Annotated in this window: 9 protein-coding genes and 2 pseudogenes; 7 read left to right on the top strand and 4 right to left on the bottom strand. The window is 63.4% G+C overall.

Annotated features, from left to right (window positions below; genetic code table 11):
• Nucleotides 1-384: 384 nt before the first annotated feature.
• Complete coding sequence (locus AB0H52_RS30805; RefSeq protein ID WP_357951772.1) at nucleotides 385-1,344, top strand: hypothetical protein; 960 nt, start codon at nucleotides 385-387, stop codon at nucleotides 1,342-1,344.
• Nucleotides 1,345-1,642: 298 nt separating this feature from the next.
• On the top strand, nucleotides 1,643-1,771 hold the full coding sequence (locus AB0H52_RS30800; protein WP_357951776.1) for a hypothetical protein: 129 nt from the start codon (nucleotides 1,643-1,645) through the stop codon (nucleotides 1,769-1,771).
• Between the two features lie 295 nt (nucleotides 1,772-2,066).
• Here AB0H52_RS30800 and AB0H52_RS30795 read toward each other — a convergent pair whose 3' ends face one another.
• Complete coding sequence (locus AB0H52_RS30795; RefSeq protein ID WP_357951770.1) at nucleotides 2,067-3,242, bottom strand: hypothetical protein; 1,176 nt, start codon at nucleotides 3,240-3,242, stop codon at nucleotides 2,067-2,069.
• A 1,013-nt stretch (nucleotides 3,243-4,255) separates the two neighbouring features.
• On the opposite strand from AB0H52_RS30795, the gene AB0H52_RS30790 reads away from it, so the two are divergent.
• The 4 genes and pseudogenes from AB0H52_RS30790 to AB0H52_RS30775 all read left to right on the top strand — a co-directional run bounded on the left by AB0H52_RS30790 (nucleotide 4,256) and on the right by AB0H52_RS30775 (nucleotide 8,068).
• Nucleotides 4,256-4,465 carry a transposase gene (locus AB0H52_RS30790; protein WP_357951768.1) on the top strand — a complete coding sequence of 70 codons (210 nt, stop codon included), beginning with the start codon at nucleotides 4,256-4,258 and terminating at the stop codon, nucleotides 4,463-4,465.
• A 124-nt stretch (nucleotides 4,466-4,589) separates the two neighbouring features.
• Nucleotides 4,590-4,717: pseudogene (locus AB0H52_RS30785) on the top strand (IS5/IS1182 family transposase); the annotation flags it as partial.
• 1,689 nt (nucleotides 4,718-6,406) lie between these two features.
• On the top strand, nucleotides 6,407-7,447 hold the full coding sequence (locus tag AB0H52_RS30780; protein WP_357951766.1) for a hypothetical protein: 1,041 nt from the start codon (nucleotides 6,407-6,409) through the stop codon (nucleotides 7,445-7,447).
• A 63-nt stretch (nucleotides 7,448-7,510) separates the two neighbouring features.
• Nucleotides 7,511-8,068, top strand: a complete 558-nt coding sequence (locus tag AB0H52_RS30775) for a hypothetical protein (protein ID WP_357951764.1) — start codon at nucleotides 7,511-7,513, stop codon at nucleotides 8,066-8,068.
• Between the two features lie 71 nt (nucleotides 8,069-8,139).
• On the opposite strand, the gene AB0H52_RS30770 is transcribed toward AB0H52_RS30775, so the two are convergent.
• Nucleotides 8,140-8,994, bottom strand: a complete 855-nt coding sequence (locus tag AB0H52_RS30770; RefSeq protein WP_357951762.1) for a hypothetical protein — start codon at nucleotides 8,992-8,994, stop codon at nucleotides 8,140-8,142.
• Nucleotides 8,995-9,218: 224 nt separating this feature from the next.
• Here AB0H52_RS30770 and AB0H52_RS30765 point away from each other — a divergent pair.
• Nucleotides 9,219-9,356: pseudogene (locus AB0H52_RS30765) on the top strand (transposase); the annotation flags it as partial.
• Between the two features lie 271 nt (nucleotides 9,357-9,627).
• Here the strand turns inward: AB0H52_RS30765 and AB0H52_RS30760 are convergent.
• Entirely contained in the window at nucleotides 9,628-11,409 is a 1,782-nt protein-coding gene (locus AB0H52_RS30760; protein ID WP_357951760.1) for an ADP-ribosylglycohydrolase family protein, read from the bottom strand.
• Nucleotides 11,409-11,732, bottom strand: a complete 324-nt coding sequence (locus tag AB0H52_RS30755; protein WP_357951774.1) for a DarT ssDNA thymidine ADP-ribosyltransferase family protein — start codon at nucleotides 11,730-11,732, stop codon at nucleotides 11,409-11,411. The genes AB0H52_RS30760 and AB0H52_RS30755 overlap by 1 nt, the downstream gene beginning before the upstream one ends.
• Nucleotides 11,733-11,847 lie beyond the last annotated feature (115 nt).

Below are 11,847 nucleotides of genomic sequence, written 5' to 3'. Positions count from 1 at the left end.
GCCAGAAGGCCGCGCTCTTCTACGTACCCACCGGAACCGGCGTGACTATCACATAACCGAATATCCGGTCATAGCTCGATCTTGCGAATGCCCTGCGGTCGCCCCTCCCCTGCTCAAGAGCCAGAGCAGAAGGCCACCGACGTGGCCGGCGGCGAGCCGTCCCCCGTCCCGCCGCCGGCCACACCAACAACCCCGGGCGGAACGAGCGCCTTCGTCCCCGATCGAGGCCGTAGCCCGGTCCGCCGCGCGATACCCACCGAACACTGGCCCGTCGAGCTGCCGATCGAGGGGTGCAGCGTTACTTGATCAGGAAAGGAGTGGGCCATGCGGTGTTGGCCGGTCGGCGACCGCCTCGCTGGCAGCGAACTATGAGAGGGTTTCGTCGTGCTCGATGAGGAAGCCGCCCAGTGGAGGTCCGTTGACGCCGTGGCTGCCAGCCTGGCATCTACGGCTATTGCGGCGGGCCGGCAGCAGTCTTCGGAGTGGACGGCGACGTTGGCTCAAGCAGCCGATGTCCTTTCCCTGGTCCTGTATGCCATCGTCGATCAGGACAACCGCGCACCGGAGGCGGTGGGGGCTGCGGCGCTTCGACAGAAGTTGGTGTTGGTCGCCGGCACGTCTCGGTGGCTCGACGCCGCGCTGGCTGGTACGCAGCGGGCGGACTGGCAGACCTACCTGCGCCGGCATGATCCGCTCGTGACCGCCCGGGGGGCCTGTGAGCACGCGGTGCACGTCATCAGCGCCGCGATGTTGGCCACCACACGCGGGCTGCGGCTGCTCGACCGGGTTCTCGCGCCCTTGCACGGGCGCGACGGGCTTTACCCCGGCCGGCTCGTGGAGGTGTCCGTGGACAAGCGTCCTGATCGTGACGACGTCGACTTCACCATCAGGGTGCGGATGGATCGTCACCGCGACGACTACAACTTCTGCGACGCTGGCCAGGTGCTGCTCGATATCGACCCGGCAGCCACCGATCACCGCAGTACCCACGCGCACGCGGTACGGTGCGTCGTTGCCGACCTGCGGCGGACCGCTGACGGCCTCGTCCGCAGCCAGGCAGAGGCGCACGCCGCCATCACGGATCTTCTGGCCCGGGTCGCGCTGTATGCCACCTACGAAGACCTCCACCTGGAGCTCGTCGGCATTTCCACCACGGTCCTCGCCGCGACCGCGCCGCCGCGACGTCGAGCGCTGTGGCGGCGTCCGGCACCGTTCACCGAGCAGGTGCTCGCCGCGGTCGGACGCGGCGCTAACCAGATTCACGCCTTGCCGTTGGCGGAGAGTCAACGGCAGAGCGCCTTTCTGATCACGAGGGCCCACAGGCTTGAGGCCATGAACCTTTGACCTGTCGGGGTGTCGGCTGCGGCGCTGACGAGGCGGTGGCCGCGGTGTGCTTCACCGCCGTGGGCACCGCCTCGTACCCGAACCAGTCATAGTCGAGCGTGGGTGGCAGTCGTGCAGACGACCCTCAGCTACGTCGACACTGGCTGGCCCCGGTCTCAGCGCCGAGTGCTGCACCTGGTGCCGGACAAGATGCTGTTCATGGCAGCGTCACCGGGGTTGGTGCCGAAACAAAGTGCCGATCTTCTTCAACGGGGTCCGCAACCATCGGCCAGCATGGATGCAATGGGCGTCTAGTAGCATGGTCAACCTGCACGGCGAGGCGGTGGACAGCCGGTCCTTCCCGGGCGGCAAGTGGCCCTCGCCCAACTTATCCACCTACAGCGACGCCAGCGTGAAGGACGGCGACGCCGACTGGTCTCTCGCGTAGAGCAGTCGCCGGCGGTGCCTTCCCGTGGACTCCTACGCCAGCCAAATACTCGTCGCGGCGCCGTTCCTGGCTCGGAGGGCGACCGGGCGACTCGCTTAACAATGACCGCGCGAACTGGCAGGATTACTGCTGTGCCATGCCGTGCCGTGAATGGCCTTGCATCAGTCCCTATAGGCGGCAGCCACCGCCGCATCTCTTGAGGCCATACGACCTTGGAGACTCGACGGTGGCTGCTTGGCGTCCACGGACAAAACCACATGCCACTACGGACCTGAACGGATCTCCTGCTTGAGTATTAGCGCGCGCCAGGGCATGAGCCTAGGCAGGCGGATATCAAGGCGCCTCTCAAGGTATCAAAAACAAGCCGATATCCGCGGTATCTCTCAGTCGGTCTGCCAAGCAGGCGCTGCACTGGCTCGTTGCCGGTGACGACGATCACATTTCCGTCAGTGCCTTTGAGGGTGGAATCGCCGGTTGCAACAGCGTAGTCCTCAGCAGAAACTGTGCGAGCGCTGGCGGTTGCAAGTGATCCACCACCGGAAACTACTAGTGACTTCCGCGCTAATTGCAAAGCCTGCTTCTCGCTCATCATTGCTGTTCTTTTGGCCGACGGGTCGGGCTGTGCAGGTAAACCGGTGATGTTGCACGCCTTGTGCGCCGCGACACATGCGGCAAGGCCTGCCACATCCTTCATGCAGTGGCTTGGATCCAAAGCCATACAGCCTGCCAACGCCTGCTGGTCAACACCGTTAAAGCTACCAGTTGCTTCGACAGCGTTTACGCGAGAAGGATTCGTCTGCAATGCGGCCGGTGAAGGTTTATCGATTTGGAAGTAGTCCACCGTCGCATTCGCCCCCCGGATGATGGAAGCGTTGAGGCATCGAGGCGGCGTGTTTGGGCCCCCCGTAGCTGGGGCGTTCCGTGGAGCGTCGCAGGGGTATATTTCGCGCGTCGAGGTCTCCGCCGCCCAGGGGCGCCGCCAAACGTGGTTTCCATCCAGCAGTTGCATCCGGTGCTCGAACGGACCTGTAAAGGTGGCCGCCTCAATGGTCTCAGCGACGAGGCCGCCGCTGCTCTCGCCGATTCTAGTGCCTTCGGCCTTTGTGGTGGTGGCGACTGGGTTGAAGTCGAAGTACAATTCGAGCTGGGAGCCCTCACCTGGCACTACCATATAGGTATGGAGCCGTCCGTCTGAACCAGATCCGCCAGGAACGCCTTCCAGGGTTCGATAGTTAAAGGACGTTGCGTCCTGCTCCAGCCAATATGCGCGATCGTCCGGGAGGTTGTCGTACCTTGATTCCCAACCGAATTCAAAACGTTCCGAGCGGCTATTAACGCCTTGGTCATCCAAAGTCTGCCACTGCAACGAATTCGCCATACCACTAGGGGTGGCACCGCTGTAGCTGATGGGATTTTGTTGCCAGATGTCCATTAGGCCGAACGCCGGCTGTTGAGGCCGGATGCAGAGCACGGTCCCCTCCGCTGCGCACTCGAATGGCCCTGTCCGCAGAGCCCAAAGCTGGGCGGGCTTGCTCCCTGGCGGGATATCCCAACAGTTGTTGAGGGTTACAACCTGAATGTCCTGGTATGGACCCAGCCCATCCAAACATCCCTGATTCGCCAAGTCGCGGAGCCAGATCCCGCCGCCACCTAGTTTTGGTAGCTGGGTGTGCCAGAGAACTGCTCCCGGTGCCGCACAGGACCTTAGTTGAATCGCATCCCCTACAGCGGCTCGACCCAAGCAGAGGTCAGTACCTGCATGAATTATCCGGTAGACATGTCGCGGCGGCGTATATGGCTGGGTGCTTACGAACTCGAACTTCCAACGCTGCGCCTGTACTAATGGGCTCGGGGGCTGGCTTGGCACCGGTTCTGTAACATATGGGGCGATTTCTACTGCTGAACCGTCAGTTTCTCCTCGTGCTACCAGGACTCGCTGCTCACTTGGCCCAAACATGCCAATTGCAAATTCCTCGGAACTCGCCGCCGAGGCTGGGCCTGCAAAGCAGACTATAGCCCCGGCGACAACTAGGGCTATGACCGAGATTTGTGCGGTTATTCGCCGCGAATGCGTTTTAACGGTATATCTAAACACCTAGACTTAATCCTCCCCAGGATGGCGTACGCGACGCGGTATTCTCACATCAATACGATTAGTGAGACAAGACTCAGTAGCGGCCAAAACTATGGCACGATCATCGATGGATAATCAACAAAGTCGAAGTGTGAGTTTTTACATGAAGATCGCTTCTTGACATTGGATAATCAGGACAATATTGGAGGGATTGGGCGCGTTGGCCGTTGCCCGCTGGTGAGGGTGCTCGGCGCCGTGGTCCGGAATTCCGAAAGTTCCTTCAGATCTGAGAAGATCTGAGATGTCTGAGAGCGCGCCTGAGCAGGTCTGTTGTGGACGGGGTGTTGGCGTGATGCCGAGGATCTTCGGCGGGCAGGGTGGCTCGAGTCTCTGCTCATCGTGGTGATCCCTTGGACCTGCTCGATGCCCAGTGGGCGCTGATCGAGGTGCTGCTGCCGGAGCCGAACACGGACGGGCGGCGGGAGAGGCGTCCTCGTCGGGAGATCGTCAACGCGATCCTGTACGTGGTGCGGGCTGGCTGTCCGTGGCGGCATGTCTCGGCGGATCTTCCGCCGTGGCGGGGTACTGGCACTTCACCCGGTGCGAGAACGCTGGCGTGACCGAGAAGCCCCTGGCGGCGCTGCGTATCAAGGCGCGGGTGCCGCAGGGCCGCGAGTCGCAGCCGTCGGCGGGACACATCGGCCCCCAGTCAGTGAAGAAGGTTGACATCGTCGAGACAGCCGGGGCTACGACGCCGGGAAGAAGGTCAACGGCCGCAAGCGGTTCATCGTCACCGACACCTTGGGCCTGCTGGACACCGTGACCATCCTCGCGCAAGCTGGCAGGACCGCGACGGTGCCAAGACCGCTCTGCTCAGCACGTACATGGCCACCCCGATCCGACACGTCTTCCTCAGCCGGGGCTTCACCGGACGACTCGTCGACTGGACCCGCGACATCCCGCGCACACTCTCGAGATCGTCCGCATGCTCACGCCTGGGCGGGGATGCCTGCCAAGGTCGAACGCTCGGGCCCCATGCCTGAACAGGCCGTAGATCGTCTGCCACGGCCAACACAACGGGGGCACGTCCCGACCCAGAGTCCACCCGGGTCCGCCATCGGATATCGCCGATGAGCTGCCGTTTCGTCCATTTAGGCGGACGTCCTGACGTACGCCCGACAGACAGCAGTCGTTCCAGCACCGCCCACGGCACGTCCGTCAGGTCGATCTGCCTCGTCACCGGCATGGTGGTCCGGTTTCAGGTTCTTCTTCGTCGATGAATCTCCGACGTACGCAACGCGCCCAGCGAATACCGCCATCCTGGTCGCTGACCGCGTCCGAGGCCGCCCGCCGACTCAGTGTTCGGTCCATGTAGGCGTCCTCACATGCGCCCGTGATGAGATCCGCGCTGTCAAAGTTCTAAATCACGGCCTAGCAGCATCGTTAGCTCACGCAGCTCGGCGACAGGGCATGCGGCCCCGCTGGAGTTCTCAGGCGGACCTGGCCTACCCCTTGTTCTGTCACGACATCCCGTCCCGTGCTCAGCGTCGGTGACCCGCAGGATGGCCGGTGTCAAAGAATCACGTTGGTCCAGCCACGTGACCGCGTATCTGCACGTCACACGGTCTGTTTATTCAGGCGTTGTCCAGCCGGGAACGATACGGAACCACGTCGCAAGTGTCCATACTTGTGAAGAATGCCTATCGTCAAGGTTTGTTTGCTGTGGACAAGATCACTTTCAGGCTGCATTGATCACCGTCGCTAGTCGTGCGATAGTTCCCTCTCGTTAGGCGTGACGTACTCATCACTAAGAGTGTTGATGATGGGTGGTGATCGCTTATATCACCGCGCCCGGGGGGAGGATCACACTAGGTGTTAAGAACGGCTTATGTCTCATCGATGCGACGATGAATGGCGCGCGCTTCGATCGCGGCCTCAGTTGTCCAGGACCCCTGATTTACCTCGCGGCTCCAGCGTCAGCTTCAATTTGAAAGGCGTTCGCTATCGGCATACTCGTAGCTAACGAACAGCGAGCACCCTCGGCTACAGGCATGACCGATGGATCACCCGTAGGGGTTGCTGCATACATTCCGGATGGTGGTCTTGCCGCCATACAAAACGGTGGAGGTTCGAGTTCAGCAGTGCGCATTCGTATACGCCACCTCTACCACAAGACTCACGTACAGACTGGCCTTCGCCCGGGGCAGAGCCGGAACCGGAGGACCGCGAGGGGCGGGAGAACGTCCGAGGTCTGCTTGGTCGCCAAATCGAGTGCTACAACTAGCGGCTCGCCTTTGATTCCACAAAAGGCTCCTTGCTCCACGCCTGTTTGGGCACATGTCCCGCCCTGCAGTTACCTGCCGGAACGTCTGAAAAACTGAAGGACAAGCATGACTCAACGCAAAAAGCATCTCTCATCAGCTTCAGCGCTGCGACGCACGCTCCGGTGTGCGTCAGCCGCCCTGGTGGCGACTCTCGCGCTCACAGCAGTTGCGCCTTCCGTGACTGCATCGGCCGCCGGGCCACCTGCCCCAGCATCCACCGTAGGTGGCAGCGGCTTGATGAGAACCTTCGCGGAACTGGACCTCAAGCAGGAGTGCGCAACGCGAGCTGAGGCGGTAACCCCGACCGGCTGGTCGCTGAGCCGCTTCGAACAGTGCCATCGCCGCGACAACTACCGGATCAACCTGCGCGAGACCAACGGTGAGTACATCGGCTTCGTCGAGGCCGATATCTGGATCCTCGGTTTCGCCTACGACGGCAGCCGGCGCGTCGACTACGTCGCCAGCCTGGAAGACATTAAGATGGCAACCCAACTAGATGAGAGCATCATGGAGTTGGAAATGTCTTTGCGGGGCTGCGAACGCGCGGACCTGGTCTGCCCAGGGCCAACACGTCGAACAGACCTCATACGCCAGTGGTACGAACGGCCCACTGCGGACACAATCGTGGTGACCTCCCCGGACGACGTGGGAGCAGACCCGTTCTTTACCGTCGCCTTCACACCGACCTTTGAGTTTAGCGTTCGCTACAAAGATGGTAGAACCATCCCCTGGACTGAGGACCTTGCTCGGCACCAGGTGCGCTTCGACAGCGCCGGGCCGGCCCTAGGCGGCAAGCACAAGGGCACGGTGTTCCCGGATCACACCCCCACGTTCTCGCTGAGCCTCACAGGACCAGCCAGGCAAGAAGCCCGGCACATCGATGATGCCCTGTACAACCCCAGCCGGACGTTCCCCAGCTTCATCGGCAAGTTCCCACCCGGTTCCTCCCGGCCACTGCACCGCCTCATGGACAAGACCAACCAGGACTCGAACCACAACGCAGCTGTAAAGGTCTGCAGGGACGTGTGGGGGCCGACGTACACCACCGGCGGACTTGAATGCGACGAGTACCCATTCAAGACCACCTACGAGGGCGCCGCCAACACGACCCCCCTGCAAATCTGCGGCTTCACCACCGGCGAGCCATGGGGCTGGCACGGTTCAGCCCGGCCCATTGCCGGTCTCGACAACGGCATCGGCGGTAACGAGCTGAAAGTCTTCTACGGGGCGCAGCGGCTACTCGACTGCGACCCCTTCCACGTCACGACGGTCCCGTAATAAGCGCTACGCTCGCCGGGTCGGCCTCACAGGCCTGGCGAGCGTAGGCACGGAGGGAGAAGGATGACCAGCCGGATCTCTCACCACGAGCTTTTGTTTCGACCCGACTACCGATTCTTCACGGTGCGCGATGAGGAATGCGACGCTGCAGAGGGCGGACAAGAGGCACTAGCCCGGTCGTACGAGAGCGGCGCCGCGGCGCGGGAGTACGAGGTATACGTGACCGCCGCTCAGGATCTTCTCAAGGTACGAGCCTGCCTGGAAGTGTGGGACGGGCCGCCCGGCCCGGCAACCGGGTTTGACGACGTCTCGGCCTTCAAGCTGACATGCCCCAGTGGCACGCTACAAATGGCCGACGGCAGCGGCACCTCCATCGGGGGGATCCACCTCCCGACCGGACCCGGTCTATACACCACGCAGGTGCAGATCCGCGGTCGGGCCGAGGCCCTCGCGGCGCTGCGGCGTCTGGATGAACCCATGACGGCGTCAACGGCTTCGGCATGGACGACCCTGTTCGCGCCCTACGACGGGATCGAGGAGTACCTGATCCGCGTCTGGTTCACCGAACCCTTGCCTAACGATGACGATGACGACGACGAGGCCCATCAAGACGAGTGTTGATCGACTGAACCGCCCCCAGGCCGCTGGAGCCACGCGAGGGCTCCACCAGTCTTTGGCCGGAGCCGACGCTCTCAAGCCTCGGCCGGTGACGCACCCGTCAGGCCGGGTGAATCAGTAAGGCCGGCGACGAGCAGCAGGTACGCGGTCAGTTCGACCACCGACGTCAGCGCCAACATTGGTTGCGGCATGGACAGGGTGGGCGTGATGCCATTCCAGTCGAACAGGCCGACGTCAATGCCTACAGGCAAGGGCATCGGGACCATGTCAATGCTTGTATCCATCAGTAGCAGCGCCATGAGGGTCAGCAACGTCGCGCCGATCGAGGCGAGCCGTCGATCGTGGCCGGCGAGCACCGAGGCGAGCGCCAGCGCGGTAATCCCGAGGACCAGGGGCGGCAGGACCGCCATGCCCACGGCCACCATCAGATCGGCCACCTCGGTCCCGGCCGCTCTCGCGGGTGCAGCAGCAACCGTACGCCAAGTACTGACAATTCGGACGGCTGCGTACCCGGTGATCAGCACTGCCGCCACGACAGCCGGTGTCCCCGTTTGTCGATTCCAGCCACCGCGGTGCCACGCAACGAGCAACACCAACGCCGCGATCAACGAAGGCCAACAAAGGGCGAGCCCCGACTCGAACGCGGACGGTGTCTCACGTCCCGAGCCGGGCACGAGCATCTTCCAGCCGTAGCCATCGCTGTCGCCAGCTGCCGGCATCGTTTGGACCGCGTCCACAAACAGGACCGCGAGGGCTGCTCCGAGCGCCCAGCGGGAACTCGGCGATCGCTTGACCACGGCGTAGGCAAGGAGCAAACCGATACATAGCACCTCGGCGTAAGGCCAGACCGGACGGGCGGTCAGGACGCCTGCAACATGGACGGCGGCGCACGTAGCCGCAGCAGACAGAAGGAACAGCCGGGGACGCACGGGCGTATCTTGCCATGCGTGGTCGCAACACAGATCCCCTCGACGCAGGCATCCGGTGCGAGGTTCAGTTCCTGATCGAGCCCGGCCAACAGTCGCAACCAAGTCGCTCCTCGCGCTGCACCCTGGTCGCGACGGTGGTGGTGGTGTCGGCTCCGCCTGAAAACTCCCGCTGGGCGCTGGTCCGAACCCACATGAACCGTGGCGACGTCACCGAAGCGTGGCGGGCCCTGGACGGGTTCAGCGGCTTCAAGATCGCCACCACCGGAGAGCTCCCTGACGCGGTCGGGGTGATGGATCCCTTCCACGTGGTCCGCTTGGCCGGCGACGCGCTCGACCGGTGCCGACGCAGGGTCCAGCAGGCCACGTTGTTCAAGTGGCTGCGCCAGGCCGACATGGATAATGGGGTCACGCCCGGGACGGTCGGCGCGTATTACGCCGAGCTGCGGGAGACGCGGAAGCGGATCAGGTTGTTGGAGCAAGAAACGAGGCGCCGGGCCGCTGCCTGGCGTTGAGGCCCGTCCAACTGATGGGCGTTTCTGCTGAGCGCCCGGTGGTGTTGCAGCTCGCGTTGGTGCAACCCTAGTTGCGATGCTTCAGCCCTACTGTCACAACAACATTGTCCGGCCGGGCCTCTCAACGTTCTGACTTCATGTCCCTTTGGGCATGCGTGTGGTGTTGGCTGACCCGCACGGTGCGCCCATCTGGGTCCTTGACTTCGAGGACGTTCGCCCTGCGTTCGGTCTCCAGTCCGAGCCGTCGTGCCACGTCGGCAAGTAGGCCGACCGTAATATGCACGCTGACCGATGCGGTGTCGATCGGAGTGTCCGCGGCCTGTTGTTGAAGTAGTAGCCCTGGGCCGACGTGGGCGGTGCCGGAGCGTACGGGGATGTCGCGGCCGGTGAGCTGAGCGTAGAACGCCGCCGACCGGGTGAGGCTCCGGGCGACGAGGATAACAGATGCTTCCGGTCTTGCGTCTTCGTTCGCTGAGTCGATGGCACTTGTGGGGTTGCCTGCCGTGTGCACATCCGGGGTGTCATGGCGTGTGGCGGGCTGTTCGTCGGCGCGGGGTAATGGGGAATGAGGTACCGGCGCGTCGATGAGGACGGTCTGACCGTCGCTGAGCTGCAGTCGTGCGCGGAAGACGCGGTCGTCGAGCGCATCGAGGTCGGCGATGCGGTAACGGCGCCCGTCAGGGAACTCGTGCAGTTTCGAAAAACCCTTGTTGGTGTGTGCGGTGAGCAACGTGAACTGCAGCTCATCGCGTAGGTGACGTGGCGGAAGGTTCGGCCACTGATCGGGGTCCACCAGTTGCGCGTGGCTGCGCTGGGCAATCTTGGTGAGGTAGGCGGCGTCCTGGACGGTGAGCGCGAGATCGCCGAGCCAGTCGATGCCGTGCAGAGCCCCGAGTATCGCGGCGGTCATTGATGCCAGCGTGTCGGTGTCGGCTTTGCGCAGGAACGCCGCAGTTAGCAGGCCGCCTTGAGGGCGGGCAGCGAATCTACTTGCCAGGTAGATGGCGGCTGTCGCGGTGACGGTGCCGGAGCCGTTGACCTTGGGGTCGGTGCAACCAATTCGTTCGAGGGTGGTCTCGGGATTACTCATGGCGCCCTGGTGTAGCGAATCCGCGATGATCTCCAACAGTTGCTGTGTTTCTTTGTTGGTGTCGCGCCAGGCTTCGGCGAACTGATCGAGCTCGCTGCTGGTGGCCCAGCCTGCAGGCAGTTCCAGGAGGATCTGGTCGGCGTCGATCAGGCCGCCGGCGGCGGCTTCGATGCTGTCCCCGAACCCGTGGGTGGCTTGTGCCTGGGCGGCGTGTCGTAGAGCGAAGGCGTAGACGAGTGCGCCGACCAAGGCTCGGGGGTGCCCGTGAGTGGTGATGCCGTCATGCACGACACGCTGGATGAGGGCGCAAGGGGTATCGGCCCACAGCACGTGGGGGGCGATGCGCATAGCGATGCCGTTGGCACCGGCGTTGCGGTATCTGGCCAGTGCGTCTTGGGCGCGGGCCGATTTTCCAGCGTCCCAGGGTGGGCGGCCGGAAGCCCATGCGGCGGCAGCGCGCAGTACTGCTCCGCCGCCGCCGCGCTGATAAAGCAGCCAGGTCGGGAGTTCGGCCTCGGTGAGCCGCTGCCACCAGCGGTCGCCGGCAAGGCAAGCACGGGCGGTGGCGAGTAGCAGCTGCGTGTCGTCGCTGTATTCGCCTGGCTGGACAGGGTCGCGGTAGCGGCTGGAGTAGTGACCGGCGTGCCGGATCCAGCTGCGGAAGGCCATCTGCGGGTTGGCGCGGTCGCGCTCCTTCTGGCCGCCGACCAGGCCGCCACGGGGTTCCTGCGGCCAGCCGAGCGCGTCGCCGACCGCGGCGCCCAGGAACATGCCTGTCGCGACCTGCGCGTTCAGGCGGGTGTTTCCAGTCATCATGCCGCCTTGGGAGACCAGGGGGTCTCGCTGAAGTATTGGCTGTTCTGAACAGCGTCGGTGATCTTCCACTTGTTGAACATGTCGGGTGAGATCACGTAGTTCGCGTGCCCGGGCGGGGCTACACCAAAGCGGTCCAAACGTCCGTATTCCTCTTCTGCTGCTGCCTTGCTGGGGAACACGATCGCACGGATCGCCGACATTGGCACCGGCGCAACGACCAGCACTTCGGCTTGTACATCGGTCGGGCTGCCGGGGTCGTGGTTCGGGCCCCGGGTGTACACATTCTTCCCAACGACTGTCTCCGCGTAGCAGGCGCGCAGGCCGTCGACACCCGGCCGGGCCCCTCCCTGTCACGCTGATGTGAGACAGCTCGTCTACCAGGGGATACTCTTCCTGGACGGTTCTGAGGAGAGATCATCAGCATGACGTCGAAGT

This window comes from Micromonospora sp. NPDC050695 (assembly GCF_040654415.1).
Lineage (GTDB): Bacteria > Actinomycetota > Actinomycetes > Mycobacteriales > Micromonosporaceae > Micromonospora.
Note: the sequence above shows the minus strand (reverse complement) of the source record. Positions and strands in the feature narration are given on the sequence as shown.

What these genes read in the sequence shown, in the direction of transcription:
- AB0H52_RS30800 (WP_357951776.1), top strand. Translation starts at nt 1,643, where the DNA reads ATGGTCAACCTGCACGGCGAGGCGGTGGACAGCCGGTCCTTCCCGGGC.
- AB0H52_RS30775 (WP_357951764.1), top strand. Translation starts at nt 7,511, where the DNA reads ATGACCAGCCGGATCTCTCACCACGAGCTTTTGTTTCGACCCGACTAC.
- AB0H52_RS30760 (WP_357951760.1), bottom strand. Translation starts at nt 11,409, where the DNA reads ATGACTGGAAACACCCGCCTGAACGCGCAGGTCGCGACAGGCATGTTC.
- AB0H52_RS30780 (WP_357951766.1), top strand. Translation starts at nt 6,407, where the DNA reads ATGAGAACCTTCGCGGAACTGGACCTCAAGCAGGAGTGCGCAACGCGA.